Annotated in this window: 20 protein-coding genes; 2 read left to right on the forward strand and 18 right to left on the reverse strand. The window is 64.3% G+C overall.

Translation table 11 applies throughout. The features are described 5' to 3' along the window. Positions 1-55 precede the first annotated feature (55 nt). Entirely contained in the window at positions 56-1,735 is a 1,680-nt protein-coding gene (locus tag ACIQTS_RS10275; protein ID WP_402473177.1) for an FAD-dependent oxidoreductase, read from the reverse strand. 106 nt (positions 1,736-1,841) lie between these two features. Here ACIQTS_RS10275 and ACIQTS_RS10280 point away from each other — a divergent pair, with 106 nt between their 5' ends. Continuing rightward, positions 1,842-2,849: a sugar-binding domain-containing protein gene (locus ACIQTS_RS10280; RefSeq protein ID WP_332486174.1), complete on the forward strand. Its 1,008-nt coding sequence runs from the start codon at positions 1,842-1,844 to the stop codon at positions 2,847-2,849. A gap of 10 nt (positions 2,850-2,859) precedes the next feature. Continuing rightward, on the forward strand, positions 2,860-3,756 hold the full coding sequence (locus tag ACIQTS_RS10285) for an alpha/beta fold hydrolase (RefSeq protein WP_402473180.1): 897 nt from the start codon (positions 2,860-2,862) through the stop codon (positions 3,754-3,756). Here the strand turns inward: ACIQTS_RS10285 and ACIQTS_RS10290 are convergent. From ACIQTS_RS10290 to aroB, 17 genes are all read right to left on the reverse strand, one after another. Continuing rightward, positions 3,753-5,714 carry a primosomal protein PriA gene (locus ACIQTS_RS10290; RefSeq protein WP_402473183.1) on the reverse strand — a complete coding sequence of 654 codons (1,962 nt, stop codon included), beginning with the start codon at positions 5,712-5,714 and terminating at the stop codon, positions 3,753-3,755. The genes ACIQTS_RS10285 and ACIQTS_RS10290 overlap by 4 nt on opposite strands. A gap of 9 nt (positions 5,715-5,723) precedes the next feature. Next, positions 5,724-6,929: a methionine adenosyltransferase gene (gene metK / locus ACIQTS_RS10295; protein ID WP_402473185.1), complete on the reverse strand. Its 1,206-nt coding sequence runs from the start codon at positions 6,927-6,929 to the stop codon at positions 5,724-5,726. A gap of 76 nt (positions 6,930-7,005) precedes the next feature. Next, complete coding sequence (coaBC, locus tag ACIQTS_RS10300) at positions 7,006-8,232, reverse strand: bifunctional phosphopantothenoylcysteine decarboxylase/phosphopantothenate--cysteine ligase CoaBC (protein WP_402473188.1); 1,227 nt, start codon at positions 8,230-8,232, stop codon at positions 7,006-7,008. 101 nt (positions 8,233-8,333) lie between these two features. Continuing rightward, a complete protein-coding gene (rpoZ, locus tag ACIQTS_RS10305; RefSeq protein ID WP_286134300.1) occupies positions 8,334-8,594 on the reverse strand; it encodes a DNA-directed RNA polymerase subunit omega in 261 nt (86 codons plus the stop codon). Positions 8,595-8,602: 8 nt separating this feature from the next. After that, entirely contained in the window at positions 8,603-9,169 is a 567-nt protein-coding gene (gmk, locus tag ACIQTS_RS10310) for a guanylate kinase (RefSeq protein WP_105658309.1), read from the reverse strand. Positions 9,170-9,172: 3 nt separating this feature from the next. Continuing rightward, positions 9,173-9,508, reverse strand: coding sequence for an integration host factor, actinobacterial type (mihF, locus tag ACIQTS_RS10315; RefSeq protein WP_013349055.1), 336 nt, complete (start codon positions 9,506-9,508; stop codon positions 9,173-9,175). Positions 9,509-9,655: 147 nt separating this feature from the next. Then, positions 9,656-10,498, reverse strand: a complete 843-nt coding sequence (gene pyrF, locus ACIQTS_RS10320; protein WP_402473193.1) for an orotidine-5'-phosphate decarboxylase — start codon at positions 10,496-10,498, stop codon at positions 9,656-9,658. Then, positions 10,491-13,769 carry a carbamoyl-phosphate synthase large subunit gene (gene carB, locus ACIQTS_RS10325; RefSeq protein ID WP_105658307.1) on the reverse strand — a complete coding sequence of 1,093 codons (3,279 nt, stop codon included), beginning with the start codon at positions 13,767-13,769 and terminating at the stop codon, positions 10,491-10,493. Before carB ends, pyrF begins: the two co-directional genes overlap by 8 nt. Continuing rightward, positions 13,769-14,938: a glutamine-hydrolyzing carbamoyl-phosphate synthase small subunit gene (gene carA, locus ACIQTS_RS10330; protein ID WP_402473196.1), complete on the reverse strand. Its 1,170-nt coding sequence runs from the start codon at positions 14,936-14,938 to the stop codon at positions 13,769-13,771. Before carA ends, carB begins: the two co-directional genes overlap by 1 nt. Beyond that, positions 14,939-15,445 (reverse strand): hypothetical protein, encoded by a 507-nt coding sequence (locus ACIQTS_RS10335; RefSeq protein ID WP_105658305.1) that lies wholly within the window; start codon positions 15,443-15,445, stop codon positions 14,939-14,941. It lies immediately after the preceding gene. Next, positions 15,438-16,742, reverse strand: a complete 1,305-nt coding sequence (locus tag ACIQTS_RS10340) for a dihydroorotase (RefSeq protein ID WP_402473199.1) — start codon at positions 16,740-16,742, stop codon at positions 15,438-15,440. Before ACIQTS_RS10340 ends, ACIQTS_RS10335 begins: the two co-directional genes overlap by 8 nt. An 11-nt stretch (positions 16,743-16,753) precedes the next feature. Next, entirely contained in the window at positions 16,754-17,716 is a 963-nt protein-coding gene (locus ACIQTS_RS10345) for an aspartate carbamoyltransferase catalytic subunit (protein ID WP_105658303.1), read from the reverse strand. Next, positions 17,713-18,282, reverse strand: coding sequence for a bifunctional pyr operon transcriptional regulator/uracil phosphoribosyltransferase PyrR (gene pyrR, locus ACIQTS_RS10350; RefSeq protein ID WP_105658359.1), 570 nt, complete (start codon positions 18,280-18,282; stop codon positions 17,713-17,715). The genes ACIQTS_RS10345 and pyrR overlap by 4 nt, the downstream gene beginning before the upstream one ends. A gap of 695 nt (positions 18,283-18,977) precedes the next feature. Continuing rightward, positions 18,978-19,388: a transcription antitermination factor NusB gene (nusB, locus tag ACIQTS_RS10355; protein WP_105658302.1), complete on the reverse strand. Its 411-nt coding sequence runs from the start codon at positions 19,386-19,388 to the stop codon at positions 18,978-18,980. Further along, complete coding sequence (gene efp / locus ACIQTS_RS10360) at positions 19,388-19,948, reverse strand: elongation factor P (RefSeq protein WP_013349066.1); 561 nt, start codon at positions 19,946-19,948, stop codon at positions 19,388-19,390. The genes nusB and efp overlap by 1 nt, the downstream gene beginning before the upstream one ends. 110 nt (positions 19,949-20,058) lie before the next feature. Continuing rightward, positions 20,059-20,589, reverse strand: a complete 531-nt coding sequence (locus ACIQTS_RS10365; RefSeq protein ID WP_105658301.1) for a tol-pal system YbgF family protein — start codon at positions 20,587-20,589, stop codon at positions 20,059-20,061. A gap of 4 nt (positions 20,590-20,593) precedes the next feature. After that, positions 20,594-21,685, reverse strand: a complete 1,092-nt coding sequence (gene aroB, locus ACIQTS_RS10370; RefSeq protein ID WP_105661293.1) for a 3-dehydroquinate synthase — start codon at positions 21,683-21,685, stop codon at positions 20,594-20,596. Positions 21,686-21,753 lie beyond the last annotated feature (68 nt).

Consider the following 21,753-nt stretch of genomic DNA (forward strand, 5'->3'; position numbering starts at 1 on the left):
GACCTCTTAGTGGTTTCGAGTGCCAGCGGCGCCTTGCCGCCGGCCTGGATGCAGGTTAGACCAGGGTGACTCCGTGGGCTTCTGCGAGTACTGAGAGCGAATGGTCGATCTCGGCTTGGGTCTGGGACTGGTCCCAACCCATCGGCTCTGCAAGGCAATTAGCTGCCTCGATTACCAAATCCTTCGTGACCAGGCCGCGGAAGGCCAGGTTTGTGCGGCGGATGAAGACATCGATCAACCGGCCCACCTGCTCATGGTTCGCCATGTAGGCCAACTCCTGGCAGGACAGCTCGTTGGTGTGCTCCAGCATGGTTTCGTTGCCGCCGAGGGTCTCCAGCAGGGCATCGGCTCCGGTGCCGTAGCGCTCGAGCAGCACGCGCAAGCGTTCGCGGCCGGCCTTGGACTCGCGCGCGGCATACCAAGCGGCGAGTTCGCCCTCGTTGGCCGGGAAGTTCTTTCCGCCACCGATGGCTACGCCGGCGGTGGACTTCACTTCACGGGCGCCGAGGAATTCCAGGGCCTTGCCGCCGAGGTTCTCGCTCAATGCGCGGAAGGTGGTCCACTTGCCGCCGATCAGCGAGAGCATGGTGGTCGCGTCGGTCAGGCGGGTTTCCTTGATCTGGTAATCGCGGGATACGAAGCCTGGCGCGGTGTCGTCATGGCTGGGCAGGGGGCGCACGCCGGAGAACTTGTAGACGATCTGTTCCCTGGTGGCCTTGATGCCCGGGAAGACATGGTGGACCAGCTCGAAGAAGTAGTCGACTTCCTCGTCGGTGCATACCGCTGGCTCGTTCATGTCGTGCTCGAGGTCGGTGGTGCCGACCAGCACGCGGCCGAGCATCGGGTAGATGAGCACGATTCGGCCGTCTTCATGCTCGAAGAAGATTTCGCGGCCTCCGGTAGCGGCGAGCAGTTCCGGGTGATCCAGCACGATGTGCGAACCCTTGGTGCCGCCGGTCCACTTGGTATCGCGGCCCAGGTCCTTGTTGGTCAGATCCACCCACGCGCCGGTGGCGTTGATGATGACATCGGCGTCGAAGTCGAATTCTTCGCCGGAGAGCATATCGCGCAGCTTCGCGGTGCCGCCGTCGACGCCGGCCAGCTCAACGTAGTTGCTGGCGCGGGCCTCGTCGTTGGCGTTCAGGCCTTCACGCAGCACATCCAGGGTCAGCCGCTCGGGGTTGTGCACCGAGGCGTCGAAATAGGTGGCGGTGTACTTGACGTCATCGCGCAGTGCTGGCAGATCCTGGCGGGCAGCCTTGCCGGCCTTGAAGTTATGCCAAGGGGTGTTGCGTCCGCCGATCCCTGCGAACACGTCGTACATGATCAACCCGGCCTTGATCAACGCCGCCCCGCGTTCGGTTGGCTTGCCCGACTTGTGGGACAGGAAGCGCATCGGTGCGCTGAGGATGCCGGAGAAGGTGGAGAAGATGGGAATGGTGGTCTGCAGCGGCTTCACGTAGTGCGGAGCGATCTCCAGCAGCGAGTTGCGCTCCTGCACCGACTCGTGAACCAGGCGGAACTCGCCGTTCTCCAGATAGCGGATTCCGCCATGGATCATGTGCGAGCTGGCACCCGAAGCGCCCTGGCAGTAATCGCCGCGCTCGATCAGGGCTACATCAATCCCCTGCATGGCCAGGTAGCGGAAGGTCGCTACGCCGTTGATGCCACCGCCAACAACCAGAACCTGCGCCTGCGGACGTTCGCGCAGTTTGGCTAGCTGTTCCCGAATCACGATTTGTGCCCCTTATGTAAATATTGAATGAGTCTGAAGCTAGTCTTGTTACTGAACGGCAAAGCGGTCAAACAAAATGCACAAACGTGCAGAAGTGGTCTGAATCATGATGAAATCCTCGTCCGGGGGCACCTACAAGCGGGCAACGACTGGCACATCTGTGCACAGCACCCCCAAGGCCAAGGATGCGCTGCGCGCCGCCCAGCTGTATTACCTTCAGGATATGAAGATGGAAGTGATCGCCAAGGAGCTGGGCACCTCGCGGTCCACGGTCTCCCGGTTGCTCACCCACGCCAAGCGCACCGGCATGGTTTCGATCAGCATCTCCCCCAGCGCCAACATGTCGGCGCTGCTGGGAAACCAGCTCTCCGAGCACTACGGGATCAGCTTCAACGTCGTACCCACCGATGGCAACATGGATGACTCCGAGCTGCTGGCCCGGGTCTCTGCGCACGCGGCCTACCTGCTCGGCGGCATGGTTTCCTCCTCGATGACGGTGGGTGTTGCCTGGGGATCGACCATGCAGTCGGTGTCCACGGCGCTGGGCTCCCACCCGACCCATGACACGAAAATCGTGCAGCTCAATGGAGCGGCTAATCCGGTGACCAGCGGCGTGCGCTATGCCAGCGACATCCTCACGCGTTTCGGCCAAGCCTTCACCGCCCGCACCGAGCAGTTCCCGGTCCCGGCCTTCTTCGACCGGGCCTCCACCCGCGACGCAATGTGGGAGGAAACATCGATCCGCCGGGTACTGCAGGTGCAGAAGGAGATGAGTCTCGCGGTATTCTCCCTGGGCTCGGCCGGCTCCGCCGTGGCTTCGCAGGTCTACCGCGGCGGCTACCTGACCAAGGCGGAAACCCAAGAGCTCAACGAGATCGGCGTGGTCGGCGACGTGGCCACGGTGTTCTTCGACAAGGACGGGAACAGCTCGAACATTTCGCTTAATGCCCGCTCCACCGGCCCGAACCTCGATGCCCTTCGCAAGGTGCCGACCCGTTTCTGCGTGGTCGCCGGCCGCGGCAAGCTCCAGGCCGTGCGCGGTGCGCTCAAAGGCGGGCTGATCACCGATCTGGTGATCGACGAGGGCACCGCTCTGGCGCTGCTGGACGGGTAGGGTTAAAGCCATGGCCCCACGACAGCAGCTAGTGACCACCCATCATTTGAACGGTGCAGAAATCCGGGTCTACACCCACCCGGCCCAGCAGCCCTCCCGCGGGGTGATCTACGCCGTGCATGGTTTCCGCGGAGACCACCACGGGCTGGCGCGCATCGTCTCGCACCTGGAGCACTACACGGTGATCGTTCCCGATCTTCCCGGCTTTGGCACTTCGACCTCGATGGCGGATCTGCCCCATGACGTCGAGGGGTACGCTGCGGTGCTCAATGAGCTGGCCGAAGAGCTGCAGCTGGAATCCTCCGTGCACCTGCTGGGGCATTCCTTCGGCTCGATCGTGGCCGCCAAGCTGGCCACCGTCCGCGGCTTTGCTTCGCTGGTATTGCTCAACCCGATCTCCGAGCCGGCGTTGGAGTCCGACCAGGCGCTGCTGGCCAAGCTCACCAGCGGCTACTACGAGGTGTGCGCCAAGCTTCCGGCCCGCATCGGCGAACCGTTGCTGCGTTCCAAGCTGTTCAGCGATGCCATGAGCCTGGTGATGACCAAGAGCAGGGACCCGGAAATCCGCCGCTACGTGCGCGAGCAGCACCGCGCCTACTTCGGCGGCTTCCACTCGCGGGCCACCTTGGCCCAGTCGTACCGCGCCTCGGTCAGCGCAACGGTCGGGGACTACTCCCCTGCGCTGGGCTTGCCGACGCTGATGGTCGGCGGCCTGCAAGACGAACTGGGCACCGCGCAGACGCAGGAGGCGCTGCGGGCCAGCTTCGCCAACGCCCAACTGGTCATGCTCGAGAACGTCGGGCACCTGATCCACTACGAGAAAGCTCCCGAAACCGCCGCCGCCATCGATGGCTTCCTGCAGCTGCTGGCAACCGGCCAGGCCGAGGATCCCGCGGCGGGCTCCTAGAGCGCGTCGTCCGGGTCGATAGCGATATTCACGACCGGGTCCTTGGCCGCGGACATGCTCGCGCGCAGCTGGCGCAGGACCATGGTCACCGCCGGCCCGTCGGCGTAGGAGAAGAAGAGCACGTAGCGGTGCTGGGCCGGGGGCCCGTCTATCACCGTCGGGCCGTGGATTTGCACGCACTGCCGGGTCTGCGGATCCAGGTTCGCGACCAGCCGTTCGGCGCCCAGGCCCGAAATCACTGCGCTGCGCACTGCCGGAGGCAACCCCACCTCGCGGCGCTCGGCCAATTCGCGTTCGGCAAAGCTCGCCGGGTCATAGCGCACCAGCGCGGCCCCGGCGGGGCTCGGATTGCCGGTGAGCACCACTACCCCGTCGGCACGCGCCATGGAAGCAGCGGTGAACCAGCGGGAGATGACTTCTTCGGGGTTGCGCAGCGAATCGTGGGCCATCATCTTGTCGGCATCGAGCAGCAGAACCGCGGCGTAGCCGGATTCGGCAAATGGTTCGACCCCTGGCGTAGCGACCACCAGCGCCGGTTTGCCGGGAATCTTGTCCACGGGTTTTGCTCCGGTGGAAGAAATAACGCTGACCTTGGGGAAGGCCAGCCCGAGTTCTTCGGCGGTGCGGTCGGCGCCGATGCTGGCGGCCCGGATCCTCGATGAGGCGCAGTGCACGCACCGGTAGTCGTGGTACTGCTCGCCGCACCAGCGGCAAGCCACATGCGAGCCTTTGCCGGCGATGTGCAGCGGGCCTTGGCAGGCAGTGCAGCGCGCCGGGGTCCGGCAGTCCTGGCAGGCCAGCGCCGGCATGAACCCGGTGCGCGCCACTTGCACCAGCACCGGGCCGGATTCCAGGGCCTTGGTAGCTTCCCGCCAGGCCAGCGAAGGGATGCGCGCCCGGGCGAGCACCGGGTCGCGCTCGAGCTCGAAATCGTTTGTGGTGGCCACAATGCGGGCGGTTTGCGCACGCAACAGGTCGCGGGGAACCTTCAATTCGGTGGCCCAGCCGGTCGCCACCAGGCGCTGGGCTTCGACCGAGCGCGATGGCGATGCGATCAGCAGGGAGATGCCTGCTTGCTGGCTGCGCAGCAACGCCACCTCGCGGCTGTGCTGGTAGGGTGCGCGCTGTTCGCGGTGCGATTGGTCCGCGTCCTGCCACACGATCATCAGTTCCAGCCCGGGCACGTGGCATAGCGCCGCCGAACGGGTGCCGATGACGATCTGCACATGCCCTCCGATGGCACGCAGGAAGTTGCGGTAGCGCGGAGTCGGCCCGTCGTCGGCCTGCAGCCGCGCATAGGATTCGGCGCCGAAGTGCTCATCGAGATAGCCACCCAGCAGCCGCAGGTCGCGCGCGTCGGGCACGATCAGCAGCACGCGCTTGCCGCGCTCAAGCACCGGACGGGCCGCATCCATCAAGAAACCTGGCCAGGCACCGTGGAAATTCGGCACCCAGGTGGCAACGGCGCGCAGGGTTTCGCCGCTTCCCCAGGCGTCAAGCGCTTGGGCGCCGTGCTCGTAGCGGGAGAGCTGGTTCGGGGCGTCGGGCAGCAACGGCGCGACGGTGGCCAATTCCTCTTTTTCGACCTTGGCCGCGCGGGCGGGCACCGCAAGACGCACCACATCCCACAGGGTTCCGGCATAGCGGGTCGCGATCTCCTGCGCGGCGGCCACGATTTCCGGGTACAGCGCCACCTGGGTGCTGACCAGCTTGGCCAGCGGCCGCAGTTTCATCTCCGGGGCGTGGTCCTCGAGCACCGCGACGATGAATCCGGAGAGCAGCTGCGGCCCGAAGGGCACCTTCACGCGCACCCCCGCCACGGCATCCTGGGCCATCGAGGGAGGAATCTCGTAATCGAAGAAGCGGTCCAGGTGCGGGACGGAAGAATCAATCAGCACCCGGGCAACCCGCTTGAGGCGGGCCGGCTCGGGTGCTGAGATGAGGGCGTCTTGCTGCACGCTCAGGTCCTAGGCGTTGAACCAGCTGCGCAGGGCCTCGACGCGGTCCAGCTTCTCCCAGGTGAAGTCGTTGTCCTCGCGGCCGAAGTGGCCGTGGGCAGCGGTCTTGCGGTAGATCGGGCGCTTCAAGTCCAGGTCTTCGATGATGCCCAGCGGGCGCAGGTCGAATACCTCGTTGATGGCCTTGGTGATCTTGGCCGGATCAACGGTTTCGGTGCCGAAGGTCTCCACATACAGGCCCACCGGACGGGCAACGCCGATCGCGTAGGCCACCTGGACCTCGGCACGGCGTGCCAGGCCGGCGGCGACCACGTTCTTGGCCACCCAGCGCATCGCGTAGGCAGCCGAGCGGTCGACCTTCGAAGGGTCCTTGCCCGAGAAGGCGCCTCCGCCGTGGCGGGCGAAGCCGCCGTAGGTGTCCACGATGATCTTGCGGCCGGTCAGCCCGGCATCGCCGACCGGGCCGCCGATGATGAACGGGCCCGATGGGTTCAGGATGATCTTGGTGTTCGAGATGTCCAGGCCCGAACGCTCCAGGATCGGGGTCACAACCTCTTCGCGCAGGTCGGCCTTCAGGGTCGCCAGCTCGTATTCGGCGGCGTGCTGGCTGGAGACGACCACGGTGTCCACAGAGACCGGCTTGTCGCCGTCGTAGCCAATGGTGACCTGGGTCTTGCCATCCGGGCGCAGCAGCGGCATGCGGCCGTTCTTGCGGACCTGGGTCAGGCGCTCGGACAGGCGGTGCGCCAGGAAAATCGGGGTCGGCATCAGCGAGTCGGTCTCATCCGAGGCGTAGCCGAACATCAGGCCCTGGTCGCCGGCACCCTGCATGTCGCGGGGATCCTTGGCCGTGCCTTCGCGCGACTCCAGCGAGTTGAAGACGCCGTCGTGGATCTCCTGGGACTGCTGGCCGATCGACACGGACACGCCGCAGCGCGCACCGTCGAAGCCGTTGGCCGAGGAGTCGTAGCCGATGTCCAGGATGGTCTTGCGGACGATCTCCGGGATCTCCACGTAGCCATTGGTGGTCACCTCGCCGGCAACGTGCACCAGCCCGGTGGTGGTCAGGGTCTCGACGGCGACCTTCGAGTCCGGATCCTGCGCCAGCATGGCGTCGAGGATCGCGTCGGAAATCTGGTCGCAAATCTTGTCCGGGTGGCCCTCGGTCACGGATTCCGAGGTGAAAAGACGAAGTTCAGGGGTTGTTGAAGTCACCGTATAACTCTATCTGGTCTCTGGGACCTGTAAGCAGATCTGGTACGTTTCGTGAACAAGCACCGTATGGCGCCACTCACTTTGTTACAGCTGCATGACTTTTTGTTGCATTCGAAATCTGTTCGATGACCACGCGGGCCACCTCGAGCTTGCTGCCCGAGGCCTGCACCGAGTCGGCGCCATCGGCGAAAAGAACCTGGATGCTATTGGTTTCCTGCCCGAAGGTCAGGGATGCGCCCACCTCGTTGACCACGAGCATTTCGCAGCCCTTGCGGTTCAGCTTGGCCTGGCCGTACTCCAGCACGGTCCCCTGCTCATCGCCGGTCTCGGCGGCAAAACCGACAATGAACGGCGGCAGTTGCGGATTCTGTCCGCGCGAGGCGACCAGCTCGGCGAGGATGTCCGGGTTGCGCACCAGTTCGATGACCGGAGCCGAATGCTCATCGCGCTTCTTGATCTTCGAGTTCTCGATTCTTGCCGGGCGGAAATCGGCGACCGCGGCATTCATGATCAGCACGTCTTGGCCCTCGGCGCAGTCGAAGACCGCCTCGTGCAGCTCCAGTGCGCTGGAGGCGTGCACCAGCCGCACGCCATGCGGCGCGGGCACTTCCAGATGGGTGGCGATCAGCGTGACCTCGGCCCCGGCATCTCTGGCGGCCTGTGCCAGCGCGACACCCTGGCGGCCCGAGGAGCGGTTACCCAGGAAGCGCACCGGGTCCAGCGGTTCACGGGTGCCGCCGGCGGTGATCAGCACCTTGGCTCCGGCCAGCACCGGTTCGGCGAGCAGGTCCTGGATTGCGGCGAAAATTTCATCGGGTTCTGGAAGCCGGCCCGGTCCCGAGTCCTTGCCGGTCAGCCGCCCGGAAGCGGGTTCGATCACCCGCACGCCGCGATCCCGCAGGGTCTGCACATTCGCGGCAGTGGCCGGATGCTGCCACATTTCGGTGTGCATGGCCGGGGCCATCACTACCGGCGCCCGCGTGGCCAGCAGGGTTCCGGTGAGCAGATCGTCAGCCAATCCCGCAGCGGCCTTGGCTAAGACGTCCGCGGTGGCCGGCACGACCATCACCAGATCGGCCTGCTGGCCCAGGCGCACGTGATTGACCGAATCCACCGCGTCGAACACGTTCGAGGTGACCGGATTTCCGGACAGGGCCTCCCAGGTGGCGTTGCCCACGAAGTTGGCGACGTTCCGGGTGGGGATCACGTCGACGTGGTGCCCGGCTTCGCCGAGCAAGCGCAGCAGGAGTACGGACTTGTAGGCGGCGATACCAGCGGAAACGCCTAGGACAATTCGCTTCACGAAGTACTTCCTCGAGGATTCGGTGCGGCAATGAGGTGGGTGCGGGAGAAAAAGGAGCTTAACGAAAAGAAGGCGCCCGCTCAGGGGCGCCGACTTTTCGATTAGTCTTCGATGACCTCGGCTGCGGTTACCTTCAGCAGGTTATCGTCCAGCTCGCGCAAAGCGATGGTCAGCGGCTTCTCGTTCAGCTTGGTTTCCACCAGTGGGCCTACGTACTCGAACAGGCCTTCATTCAGCTGCGCGTAGTAGGCGTTGATCTGGCGTGCACGCTTGGCCGAGTTCAGCACAATGGCGTACTTCGAGTCGTTGGTCTCAAGCAACGAGTCGATCGATGGGTTAATGATTCCCTCTGGGTTGGACACAGGACTCCCTATTTGTCGTTCTTTAGCCCCATGAGGGCTACAAGCTCTTCGGCGGCACGTGCGACATCGTCGTTGACGATGGTCACGTCGAATTCAGATTCCGCTGCAAGTTCTAGTTTAGCGGTTTCTAGGCGGCGCTGCTGTTCCTCGGCCGTTTCAGTGCCGCGTCCCACAAGGCGGCGCACCAATTCCTCCCATGATGGCGGTGCCAAGAAGACGAATTTTGCCTCGGGCATCGACTCCTTGACCTGGCGCGCACCTTGCAGATCGATTTCCAGCAGAACCTTCTTGCCATCTGCCACTGCATCTTCAACCGTCGATCGAATCGTGCCGTAGCTGTTCTGGCCATGGACAACAGCCCATTCCAGCATCTGGCCTTCCTCGACCAGGGATTGGAAGCGTTCGGGGCCCACGAAGAAGTAGTGGACTCCATCCTGCTCCCCTGGCCGGGCGTTGCGGGTCGTTGCGGACACCGAAAGCCAGACATCTGGATAGTTATCGCGGATGTAGGTAGAGACGGTGCCCTTGCCTACAGCCGTGGGGCCGGCTAGAACAGTTACCGACGCAGCGGTCATTGACTACACTTTCGTTTTTGGCGGGCTTTGCTTGAAGTGCTCGGTGATTGCGGTGCGCTGCTTGCGTCCCAGTCCGCGCAGACGGCGGGAAGGGGAAATGCCAAGTCGCTCCAGCAAATTTGCCGCGCGTACTTCACCTACGCCCGGTACCGATTCCAGAAGGTCCATGACACGCATGCGTCCCACGGCTTCATCTTCGTATACCAAGTCTAGTACCTCGGTGATGGAAATTTTGCCGGCACTGAACTCGGCCTTGATTTCTGCACGACGAGTGCGTGCGGCGAGTGCCTTGGCGCGGGCGCGGATACGATCTTCGTCAGAGAGTTCTCGCAGTACCATCGTTCAGCCATCCTTCAGTTGTAGTGGACTAAGGCTTATGTTGAGAAACATAGCGAGCTAACGCTGCTTTTGCAAGACTAAACGCGTTGTGGCTACTAGAAACTCTAATAGCCACAACGCGCCTATGTCACTTATTCGAATTTTTTGCTAGCGAGCTGCCAGCAATTCGTCCCTAACCCGCAGGGCTTTTTCCCTGAGAGCGGCCTTACTCGGCCCCTCTTTGAGGATGTCCCTGCTGCTCGTGCCCAGTACCTGGCCGTAGCTTGAGGCGAATGACTTGGCAATATCCGCGGCCGTGGCACCCTGGGCGCCGAGCCCTGGTGTGAGCAGCGGAGCCTTGGAAGCTGCCAGATCGATTCCGAGCTTGGACGGTGCATCCCCGATGGTCGCACCAACAACCAGCCCGACATGTCCTAAATCTCCTGCGTATGCATTATCCGCAGTGACTTGGTTAATAATTGATTTAGCAACCGAGTTTTCCCCGCCTACGTGCTGTACCGATGGCCCCTCGGGGTTGGAAGTCAGTCCGAGAACGAACACTCCCCTGCCGGTTCCAGCAGCCAAATCCAATGCCGGACGCAGCGATTCATAACCCAGGTACGGGCTCAGAGTCACGGCATCAGCGGCCAGCGGAGAAGCATCATCGAGCCATGCGCTCGCGTACGCTGCCATGGTCGAACCGATATCTCCGCGCTTGGCGTCGGCCAGCGTGAGCAGTCCAGCGGACTTCGCAGCACTCAAGGTTTCTTCCAATGCGGCAAATCCCTTGGACCCGAAACGCTCGTACAGAGCCACCTGGGGCTTGAGGATTGCCGCCGCACCGGCCATCGCTTCCACGACGGTCAGTGAGAAAGATCGCACGCCCTCGGCCGTATTTTCCAGCCCCCAGGCTTCCAGCAGCGCCGGGTGGGGATCAATCCCCACGCACAGCGGGCCGGAAGCCTGCATGGCTGAACGAAGCCGCTGACCGAATGGGGTCGGCTCAGGCATTGCGCGCTGCGTTCAGGTTGGCGTCGTGCACCTGCAAGCTGGTGACATCCCACTCGTACTCGCGCAGGGCATCGATCGCCTGGACCGAAGCGTTGAACTCCGCCACGGTGGTGATGACCGGGGTGCCGACAGACGTCGCGGCGGCGCGGATTTCGTAGCCATCGCCACGTGCATCCGAGCCCGACGGGGTGTTCAGGATCAGGCCGATCTGGCCGGCTACGATCAAATCGACAATGGACTCCCCGCCTTCGTGCAGCTTGCCGACCACCTGGGTCGGGATGCCGTTGCGGCGCAGCACTTCCGCGGTGCCGCCGGTGGAGATGATCTCGAAGCCCTGGTCAGCAAGGTGCTTGACCGGCAGGACGATCGAGCGCTTGTCGCGGTTGGTGACCGAGACGAAGACCTTGCCGCCGGTTGGCAGCGGGTTGTTCGCTGCGGCCTGCGACTTGGCGAAAGCGGTGTCGAAGTACTTGTCGATGCCCATGACTTCGCCGGTGGAACGCATTTCTGGGCCGAGCAGCGAGTCGACGACCTTGCCCTCCGGGGTGCGGAAGCGGGCGAACGGCATGACTGCTTCCTTGACGGCGATCGCCGCCGATTCCGGCAGGTGCGCGCCATCGCCGGATGCTGGCAGGTAGCTGCCGCGCATTTCGGCCAGGGTACGGCCCACGCCGATCAGCGCGGCGACCTTGGACAGCTGCACGCCGGTAGCCTTCGAGGTGAATGGCACAGTGCGCGATGCACGCGGATTCGCTTCGATCACGTACAGGATGTCGCTGGCGAGGGCGAACTGGATGTTGATCAGGCCACGCACGCCCACGCCTTCGGCGATCGCACGGGTTGCCGCGGCAACGCGGTCGCGCACGTCGGCGCCCAGGGTGATCGGAGGCAGGGTGCAGGCCGAGTCCCCGGAGTGGATGCCGGCTTCCTCGATGTGCTCCATGATGCCGCCGACGTACAGGTCGGTGCCGTCGAACAGGGCGTCGACATCGATCTCGATGGCGTCTTCCAGGAAGCGGTCCACCAGTACCGGGTGGTCCACGGTGATTTCGGTCGCGTTGGTGATGTAGCGCTCGAGGTTGGCCTCGTCGTACACGATCTCCATGCCGCGTCCGCCCAGCACGTAGGAAGGGCGAACCAGTACCGGGTAGCCGATGGAGTCGGCGATGGTCTTGGCATCGGCGAAGGACACCGCGGTGCCGTTCTTCGGCGCTACCAGCCCGGCGTTATCCAGTACCTGCTGGAAGGCGCCGCGGTGCTCGGCCAGGTCGATGGCCTCGGGCGAGGTGCCCAGGATCGGCACGCCGGCAGCCTTCAGCTCGGCGGCGAGCTTCAGCGGAGTCTGGCCGCCAAGCTGGACGAACACGCCCAGCACGCCGCCGGTTTCCTCTTCAGCGTGGATGACCTCCAGCACATCTTCCAAGGTCAGCGGCTCGAAGTAGAGGCGGTCGGAGATGTCGTAATCGGTGGAGACGGTCTCGGGGTTGCAGTTGACCATGACGGTCTCGTAGCCCTCGGCGCGCAGCGCCATCACCGCGTGGACGCAGGAGTAGTCGAACTCGATGCCCTGGCCGATGCGGTTCGGGCCCGAGCCCAGGATGATGACCGACTTCTTCTCGTGGCGCTCCAGCTCGGTCTCTTCGTCGTACGAGGAGTACATGTACGGGGTGAAGGCCTCGAATTCGGCGGCGCAGGTGTCCACGGTCTTGTAGACCGGGCGCACGCCCAGGGCATGGCGGATGCCGCGGATGACCGATTCGGCCTTGCCGGTGAGCTGGGCGAGCTGGACATCGGAGAAGCCGTGGCGCTTGGCTTCGCGCAGCACGTGTTCCGGCAGGTGCTTGTTCGCGGCCACCAGCTGCGCGACCTCGTTGATCAGCTGCAGCTGGTCCAGGTACCACGGGTCGATCGCAGTGGTCTCGAACAGCTTCTCGAGGGACACGCCGGAGAACAGCAGGCGCTGGACCAGCGACAGGCGCTCGGTCGAACCCTTGACGATCGAGGCCAGCACGGCCTCGTGCTCGGATTCCGGGATCGGCTCGAAGGACAGCTCGGAGCCCTTCTGCTCCAGGGAGCGCAGCGCCTTTTGCAGCGCTTCGGTGAAGTTGCGGCCCAGGGCCATCGCTTCGCCGACCGACTTCATGGTGGTGGTCAGGGTCTTGTCCGCTGCCGGGAACTTCTCGAAGGCGAAGCGCGGAACCTTCACTACCACGTAGTCCAGGGCCGGTTCGAAGGAAGCCGGGGTCTTCTGGGTGATGTCGTTCGGGATCTCATCCAGGGTGTAGCCCACGGCCAGCTTGGTGGCGATCTTCGCGATCGCGAAGCCGGTGGCCTTGGAGGCCAGTGCCGAGGAGCGCGAGACGCGCGGGTTCATCTCGATGACCACGACGCGGCCGGTGTCAGGCTCGATGGCGAACTGGATGTTGCAGCCGCCGGTGTCGACGCCGACTTCGCGGATGACCGCGATCGAGATGTCGCGCAGCTTCTGGTATTCGCGGTCGGTCAGGGTCATGGCCGGGGCCACGGTGATCGAGTCGCCGGTGTGCACGCCGACCGGATCGAAGTTCTCGATGGAGCAGACGACCACGACGTTGTCGTTCTTGTCGCGCATCATCTCCAGCTCGTATTCCTTCCAGCCCAGGATGGACTCCTCCAGGAGCACCTCGGTGGTTGGCGAGTACTGCAGGCCGGCGCCCGCGATGCGGCGCAGGTCCTCCGGGTTGTAGGCCATGCCCGAGCCCAGGCCGCCCATGGTGAACGACGGGCGCACGACTACCGGGTAGTTCAGCTCCTCGACGGCAGCGAAGGCCTCGTCCAGGGTGTGCACGATGACCGAGCGGGCGGATTCGGCGCCGCAGCGCTCCACGACGCCCTTGAACTTCTCGCGGTCCTCGCCCAGCTCGATGGCTTCGATGTTCGCGCCGATCAGCTCGACGTCGTACTTCTCCAAGGCACCGGACTTGTCCAGGGCGATGGCGGTGTTCAGCGCGGTCTGCCCGCCCAGGGTCGGCAGGATCGCATCCGGGCGTTCCTTGGCAATGATCTTCTCGACGACCTCGGGGGTGATCGGCTCCACATAGGTGGCGTCGGCGAATTCCGGGTCGGTCATGATGGTGGCCGGGTTGGAGTTGACCAGGATGACCCGCAGGCCTTCCTCCTTGAGCACACGCAGTGCCTGGGTGCCAGAGTAGTCGAACTCAGCGGCCTGGCCGATGACGATCGGACCCGAACCGATAACGAGAACTGATTTCAGATCGGTGCGCTTAGGCATTACTTGCTGTCCTTTTCTGCGGCGGAATCCAACGCGGTCATGAAGCGGTCAAAGAGGTAGGCGGCATCGTGGGGGCCGGATGCTGCCTCTGGGTGGTACTGCACGGAGAAGGCCGGGATGTCCAGGCAGCTCAGGCCTTCGACCACGTGGTCGTTCAGCGAATAGTGCGAGACTTCGACCTTGCCGAAGCGTTCGACCGGAGCGGTGACGGCGCCCTCGATAGGCGCGTCGACGGCGAAGCCGTGGTTCTGGCTGGTGATTTCCACGCGGCCGGTGGCCTTGTCCATCACCGGCTGGTTGATTCCGCGGTGGCCGAAGCGCAGCTTGTAGGTGTCGAAGCCCAGCGCGCGGCCCAGGATCTGGTTGCCGAAGCAGATGCCGAAGTACGGGATGCCGGCGTCGAGCACCGAACGGACCAGTTCCACCTGGGCGGTGGCGGTGGCAGGGTCGCCGGGGCCGTTGGAGAAGAACACGCCGTTAGCGCCGGTGGCCTTGATATCTTCCAGGGTGGCGTTGTACGGCAGCACGTGCACGCGCAGGCCGCGCTCGGCCAGGCGGTGCGGGGTCATCGACTTCATGCCCAGGTCGATCGCGGCCACGGTGTGCTTGGCCTCGCCGTCGTAGCCGTGGTCCGCTGGCTCGACGATGTAGGCGGCGTCCACCGAAACCTCGGCGGAGATGTTGCGGCCGGCCATCGACGGCTGCGCCTTGACCAGGGCCACCAGCTCGGCGTCGGTCTTCGCGGCGTCATCGCCGGAGAAGATGCCGGACTTCATCGCGCCGGCGTCGCGCAGGTGGCGGGTCAGCGCGCGGGTGTCCACGCCCTGGATGCCCACGATGCCGTACTCGACCAGATCTGCATCAAGGGTGCGCTCGCTGCGCCAGTTGCTTGGCCGGCGGGCGGCGTCGCGCACCACGTAGCCGGCAGCCCACATGCGGGTGGATTCCGGATCTTTCGAGTTCACGCCGGTGTTGCCGATGTGCGGGAAGGTCTGCACGATGATCTGGTGCGCGTAGGACGGGTCAGTCAGGGTTTCCTGGTAGCCGGTCATGCCGGTGGTGAACACTGCTTCTCCCAGGGTGGTGCCCACGGCGCCATAGCTGCGCCCGCGGAAGATGCGGCCATCTTCAAGTACCAACACGGCTGGTAGGTTGCTCAGGGAATTCACTTATTTGTCTCCTGCTCGGCTTACGTCGTTGTGCGACGCCAGCAACTGATAGATCTTTGGGGTGTCCTCGTGGTAGCGGGGACGGAATCCGGTGTCGAAGGTGAAGCCGTCCTTGTTCCAGGTGATGACGATCAGGCCGTTCTTCTCCACGACCTTGCCGATCATCCCGTTGCTGCGCTTCACGTCCTCGTAGTGCTCCCACGGGATGTGCACGTCGCGCGCTCCGGAACGGATCAGGTGCAGCCCTTCGCGTCCCAGTTCCAAGGTGGCGTTGGTGCGCACCCCGAGCTCATGGACCGCGATGCGCGCCAGCCAGTCGTCGAACCGGGTGGTGACCACATACATGCCTGCGAAATGGTGCTCCACCTCATCGGCGAAGTCCTCGAAGGGCTCGGGAATCGCTGACTGCCTGGCCTTGAGGTTCCGCCAGCCGAAAAGGATCAGGCCCACGCCTGCGACGATCGCGACAATCGTCCAGATCAACGGGGTCAGGGCTCCCTCAGGCATTGGCCGTCCTCGGGGTAGCCAGCTGGCCATCGAGCACGGTGGCATGGCCGTGGAAGAAGGTCGCGCGCACCGATCCTGGCAGCTCCATGCCGGCGAACGGCGAGTTGCGCCCCTTGGTGGCCATGGCGGCCGGGTCGACGATCCAGCGGGCTGCCGGATCGACCAGCACCAGGTTGGCAGGTTCGCCGATGGCGATCGGTCGGCCCTGGTCGGCAACGCGGCCGATCTGCGCGGGCACCTGCGAAGTAATGCGGGCCACGCCCTCCCAGCCCATCAGCCCGGTGTCCACCAGCGTGTGCTGCACGATGGACAGCGCGGTCTCCAGGCCGGTCATGCCCATGGCGGCCGCGCCCCACTCGCAGTCCTTGGCCTCGGAGGGGTGCGGGGCGTGGTCGGTGCCGATCACGTCGATGGTGCCGTCGGCAACGCCCGCGCGCAGCGCCATCACGTCTTCTTCGCGGCGCAGCGGCGGGTTGACCTTGAAGACCGGGTCGTAGGTGCGCACCTTCTCATCGGTGAGCAGCAGGTGGTGCGGGGTGACCTCCGCGGTGACCTGGATGCCGCGGGCCTTGGCCCAGCGGATGATCTCCACCGAGCCGGCCGTGGACACATGGCACACGTGCAGGCGGGCACCGACGTGCTCGGCCAAGAGCACATCGCGGGCGATGATCGATTCCTCGGCGACCGCTGGCCAGCCTGGCATGCCCAGGATGGCGGAGACTTCGCCCTCGTTCATCTGGGCGCCTTCGGTCAGGCGCGGTTCCTGGGCGTGCTGGGCGATGACCCCGTCGAAGGCCTTCACGTATTCCAGGGCGCGGCGCATCAGCAGCGGATCCCAGACGCAGATGCCGTCATCGGAGAACATCTTCACCTGGGCACGGGAATCGGCCATTGCGCCGATTTCACTCAGCTGCTTGCCGGCCAACCCGACGGTCACCGCGCCGACCGGGCGGACATCCACCCAGCCTGCCTTGCGGCCCAATTCGTAGACCTGCTCGACGACGCCGGCGGTATCGGCTACCGGGGTGGAGTTGGCCATGGCGTGCACGGCGGTGTAGCCGCCGCGGGCCGCTGCCTGCGAACCGGTTTCCACGGTTTCGGCGTCTTCGCGGCCTGGTTCGCGCAGGTGAGTGTGGGTGTCGACGAGCCCGGGCAGGAGCACGAGATTCCGCGCGTCGATGACCTGGGCATCGCCGGCGGCAGCAATGCTGCCCAGCTGGGCGATCTTGCCGTCGGCGATCAGCACGTCGACCGGTTCGCCGCCGAGGTTGGAGGCCTGCTGGATCAAGTAGTTCATGGTTTCTTCCTTCAGATCAGGTCGCCGGAGAGGAGCATGTAGAGGCTGGCCATGCGCACGGCCACGCCATTGGTGACCTGGTCGAGCACGGTGGAGCGCGGCGAATCCGCGGCAGCCGAGGAGATTTCCAGGCCGCGGTTCATCGGGCCCGGGTGCATGATCAGGGTTTCGGCGCCCGAGGCGTCCAATTGCGCCAGGCGCGCATCGTCCAGTCCCCAGTAGCGCGAGTATTCGCGGGGGTTCGGGAAGTAGGCGGCGTTCATCCGCTCGCCCTGCACGCGCAGCATCATCAGCGCGTCAACCCCCGAGGCGATCACTGCATCCAGGTCGTAGCTGATGGCGCAGGGCCAGGAGCCGGCGCCGAAAGGCAGCAGGGTCGGAGGGGCCACCATCGTCACTTCGGCACCGAGGGTGTTCAGCAGCCACAGGTTGGAGCGGGCCACGCGTGAATGCAGGATATCCCCGACGATCGCGACCTTCAGTCCGTCCAGGCCGCGGCCTGCCGGGCTGGTGCCATCGCGCAATGCCACCTGGCGGCGCAGGGTGAATGCGTCCAGCAGCGCCTGGGTGGGATGCTCGTGCGTGCCGTCGCCTGCATTGACGATGGGCAGGCCAATCCAGTCCGTGGCCGCTAGCCGGGCCGGGGCGCCGGAATCCGGGTGGCGGATGACCACTGCGTCGGCACCAATGGCCAACAGGGTCTGGGCGGTATCCTTCAGGGACTCGCCCTTGGAAACGCTCGAGCCCTTGGCCGAGAAATTGATGACGTCCGCGCTCAATCGCTTGGCGGCGGCCTCGAAGGAAATCCGGGTGCGGGTGGAGTCCTCGAAGAAGAGGTTCACCACGGTGCGACCGCGCAGGGCCGGAAGCTTCTTGATGGCACGGGTCGAGGACTCGCGCATCTCTTCGGCAATATCAAGGATGGCGATGGCTTCTTCGCGGGTCAGGTCCGCGGTGGATAGCAGGTGTTTCACGCGGCGCCCTCGATCACGACTTCGTTTTTCCCATCGATTTCCGCCAAGTGCACGCGCACCTTTTCGCTCTTGGCTGTCGGCAGGTTCTTGCCCACATGATCGGCGCGGATCGGCAGTTCCCGATGCCCGCGGTCAACCAGGACGGCCAGCCGCACGATGCGGGGGCGGCCCCAGTCTGCCAGGGCATCCAGGGCGGCGCGGATGGTGCGTCCGGAGTACAGGACGTCGTCAACCAGGACCACGACCTTGCCTTCGATGCCGCCTGCTGGCAGGCGCGTCGGCGACGGGGTGCGGGTAGTGGAGTGGCGCAGATCATCACGGTACATGGTGATGTCGAGCTGGCCTACCAGGGATGCCGGGTCCAGGTTGCCCGGGGCGGTAGCCGCGATTCGCGCTGCCAGCCGCTGTGCCAGCGGGAAACCCCGGCTGGGAATGCCTAGGAGCACCAGGTCGTCGGTGCCCTTGTTGGCCTCGATGATTTCGAAGGCTACGCGAGTGAGTACACGTTCGATGTCGTCGCCGGTTAATACCGTGCGGGCAGCATCTGGCACTGAATTTTCATTCATGCTGTGCACCTCTCCCTTCTCCGCCTCACGGGACGGGATTTAAAGGAATATTGCTAACTCAAATTATCACGAGCGGGAGCTGATTCCCTAGCGGAAACCTATGCATGACACTGAATAGGGCATGGGATCGGTCACAGCGATCGGCCGGCGGCTTCGTGCGACCGGCAGAACCACGCAGATCCCTGCGCTTGGCCTTGGCCCCGCGCGCAGATGTGTTGCGATCGACACACCCGCGAAGTGGCGTGGGCCCGGGATTCCTCGTGCATGATCGGCCCGCAGGCCCGGGCAAGGCATTCGCGCAGCAGATCCGCAGGCCCGCTATGCCGCGCGTACTGCTCGTGCAGGATTTGCGCCGCTCCGTCGAACTCGGATCCCGGCGGACCCGAGTTCCTGCCCGCCGGATCAGCCCGGGATATCCAGGTCCCAGTTCCGCTCCGCTTCACCTAGATGGTGCGGCAGGACAAGCAGTCCGAGCGTGGAAAGCAGAACCGAACGCGTGGACAGCAGCAAAGCATCCAGCCCCCGGCATTCGAGCCCGCGGCCAGCAGGTCGCCGTGCAGGTAGCCCGCTCCGCCTGCTTCGCCGTGATCCTGCCCGGGGCCGAGCCGCGACAGGCAACGGCTTAACGCAAAAAAGTCGGGGCCGGAACCCCATGAAAGGGGTTCCGGCCCGGGCTCGGAATGATGAGGATCGAATTAGTCGACCAGGGTGTCCTTGACGCTCTGGATGCGACCCAAAACGCCATTGACGAACTCCGGCGATTCATCGGTGGACAATTCCCGGACGTTCACCACGGCTTCAGCCACGGCTACTGCATCGGGAACGTCATCGTTGTAAAGCAGCTCCCACACACCGATGCGCAGTGCGCTGCGGTCAACCGCTGGCATGCGCTCGATGGTCCAGTCCTTGACGTAGCTCTCGAGAACTTCGTCAATGCGGTCCAGGTGTGCGGTAACGCCTTCGATGATCGTCAGCGAGTACTCGTTGAGTACGATATCCGAGTTTTCCCGTCGTGCGATGGCTACGGCCAGCGGATTGACATCGCGGGCTTCGGCTTCGAACAGGAACTCAAGAGCTCGGCGACGGGCTTTGGCGCGGGCTCTCACTAGTTGACACGACCCAGGTAGTCGCCGGTGCGGGTGTCGACCTTGACCTTGGTGTTCTGCTCAACGAACAGCGGAACCTGGATTTCCTTGCCGGTTTCCAGGGTTGCCGGCTTGGTGCCAGCCGACGAGCGGTCGCCCTGCAGGCCTGGCTCGGTGTAGGTGATTTCCAGGATGACCGAAGCTGGCAGTTCCAGGTACAGCGGGCTGCCATCGTACATGGCGATGGTCAGTTCCTGGTTCTCCAGCAGGAAGCCTGCTGCATCGCCAACGGTGGTGCCGGACACGGTGATCTGGTCGTAATCTTCCAGGTTCATGAAGACGTAGTCTTCGCCATCCTGGTAGAGGTACTGGTAGTCGCGGCGGTCAACGGTGGCCAGCTCGATCTTGGTGCCAGCGTTGTAGGTCTTGTCCAAGACCTTCCCGGACATGACGTTGCGCATCTTGGTGCGAACGAATGCGCCGCCCTTGCCTGGCTTGACGTGCTGGAAGTCAATGATGGTCCAAAGCTGGCCATCGATCTTGATGACCTGTCCATTCTTGATGTCAGTTGTATCCGCCACGGTTCCTCAATCCTCTATTTTCGCCAGCTAGCGCCGGCATTATCAAAAATCCATCTCCAAGTTTACCCTACGCACCATGCGGTACAAAGGGTTTCACACGGTGGCGCGCATTACTGCGCGGCGCGCTCCTCGGCAATTTGCATGCAGGTGCTTGCGGCGTTGACCAGGTACGCGTCGTCGTCCAGCGCGATGCGCAGATCGAGGGCCTTGCGGAAACGGGTTGCCGCCGCCTTGAAATCGCCCTTCGCGAAGAAGGACAGGCCAGCGTGGTGGTGGATCAGCGGCTCGTATGCCGTGCCGGCGAATTCCTCGGCCAGCTTGCGCAGGCGGTTGATCGCGCGATCGAAGTCGCCCTGCATGCGGGTCAGCTCGGTGTCCAGCACGCGCAGGTGGGCGTTGGTTGGATCCACGAAACGCGATTCAGCGATCAGCTCGCCGGCTTTCACCAGCTCCCCACGCGCCAGCAGCACCATGACCTGGTCGGTAGGGGAACCGACCAGCAGCTGCTGCTCGGCCGCGGCCTCGTCGGCGATGTAGGGCTTCAGCGTTTGGGGGTCGATCAGCACGCCCTCTACGGCGGTGCCGACACCTTCGCGGTTTACCGATGCGACGTCAATGGCGTATGCGGTGTAGTCGACCATGTAGTTACTCTCCGATTTCCTGGTAGGCGGCGAAGAGCAGCGAGTTATCGGGGACTTCGTAGATGCGCGGCTTGCCGATTTCTTCCAGCACGACGAAGCGCAGCTGGCTGCCGCGGGCCTTCTTGTCGCGCTTCATGCCATCGAGCAGTGCAGCCCAGCGGTCATTGCGGTAGGTGGTCGGCAGGCCAAGGGACTTGAGGATCGCGACGTGGCGATCGGCCACCGCGTCGGAGGTGTAGCCAACCGAGCGGCCCAATTCGGCGGCGAAGGCCAGCCCGATGGACACGGCGGCACCGTGGCGCATCTGGTAGCGTTCGGACAGCTCGATGGCGTGGGCCAGGGTGTGGCCGTAGTTCAGGAATTCGCGGTCGCCGGCTTCCTTCAGGTCGCGGGAAACCACGTCGACCTTCACCGCGATGGTGCGCTCGACCAGTTCGCGCAAGCGGTCGCTGGCCGGGTCGATGGCATCGGCTGGATCTTCTTCGATCAGTTCCAGGATGCGCTCGTCGGCGATGAATCCGCACTTGACGATCTCGGCCATGCCGGTCACCAGCTCGTTCTTCGGCAAGGTGGCCAGCGCGTCCAGATCGGCGAGCACGCCTGCTGGCGGGTGGAAGGCGCCAACCAGGTTCTTGCCTTCGGCGGTGTTGATCCCGGTCTTGCCGCCTACGGCAGCGTCGACCATGGCCAGCAGCGAGGTAGGGATATGGATGACCTTCACGCCGCGCAGCCAGGTGGCTGCGACAAAACCTGCGACGTCGGTGACGGCGCCGCCGCCCACGGAGATCACGGCATCGGAACGCGTGAAATCGTTCTTGCCCAGCACTTCCCAGCAGAAGGACGCGACTTGGATGTGCTTGCCTTCTTCGGCGTCCGGAATCTCTGCGGTCAATGCTTCCAGGCCGGACTTCGCCAGTTCGTCGCGCACGACGTCGCCGGTGGCGCGCAGGGCCCGCGGGTGGATGACCAGGACCTTCTTGACCGCGGGGCCAAGCAGTTCGGGCAAGTGGCCCAGCAGGCCGTTGCCGACCATGACAGGGTATGACTCCCCTGGGGTGCTTCCGGTGACCTTCAGAGTGGTCGGTGCGATAGGCATCAGTCTAGTTCCTCCTGATGGTGGTGATTTTTCTAGCGTACGCGTGCGTTCGGCCAGAAGTTGCATCT

Source organism: Glutamicibacter sp. NPDC090743 (genome assembly GCF_044769125.1).
GTDB lineage: Bacteria > Actinomycetota > Actinomycetes > Actinomycetales > Micrococcaceae > Glutamicibacter.

What these genes read in the sequence shown, in the direction of transcription:
- ACIQTS_RS10280 (WP_332486174.1), top strand. Translation starts at nt 1,842, where the DNA reads ATGATGAAATCCTCGTCCGGGGGCACCTACAAGCGGGCAACGACTGGC.
- aroB (WP_105661293.1), bottom strand. Translation starts at nt 21,685, where the DNA reads ATGCCTATCGCACCGACCACTCTGAAGGTCACCGGAAGCACCCCAGGG.
- ACIQTS_RS10285 (WP_402473180.1), top strand. Translation starts at nt 2,860, where the DNA reads ATGGCCCCACGACAGCAGCTAGTGACCACCCATCATTTGAACGGTGCA.
- pyrR (WP_105658359.1), bottom strand. Translation starts at nt 18,282, where the DNA reads ATGAATGAAAATTCAGTGCCAGATGCTGCCCGCACGGTATTAACCGGC.
- ACIQTS_RS10365 (WP_105658301.1), bottom strand. Translation starts at nt 20,589, where the DNA reads ATGGTCGACTACACCGCATACGCCATTGACGTCGCATCGGTAAACCGC.
- ACIQTS_RS10340 (WP_402473199.1), bottom strand. Translation starts at nt 16,742, where the DNA reads ATGAACTACTTGATCCAGCAGGCCTCCAACCTCGGCGGCGAACCGGTC.
- carB (WP_105658307.1), bottom strand. Translation starts at nt 13,769, where the DNA reads ATGCCTAAGCGCACCGATCTGAAATCAGTTCTCGTTATCGGTTCGGGT.
- mihF (WP_013349055.1), bottom strand. Translation starts at nt 9,508, where the DNA reads ATGGTACTGCGAGAACTCTCTGACGAAGATCGTATCCGCGCCCGCGCC.
- gmk (WP_105658309.1), bottom strand. Translation starts at nt 9,169, where the DNA reads ATGACCGCTGCGTCGGTAACTGTTCTAGCCGGCCCCACGGCTGTAGGC.
- pyrF (WP_402473193.1), bottom strand. Translation starts at nt 10,498, where the DNA reads ATGCCTGAGCCGACCCCATTCGGTCAGCGGCTTCGTTCAGCCATGCAG.
- ACIQTS_RS10335 (WP_105658305.1), bottom strand. Translation starts at nt 15,445, where the DNA reads ATGCCTGAGGGAGCCCTGACCCCGTTGATCTGGACGATTGTCGCGATC.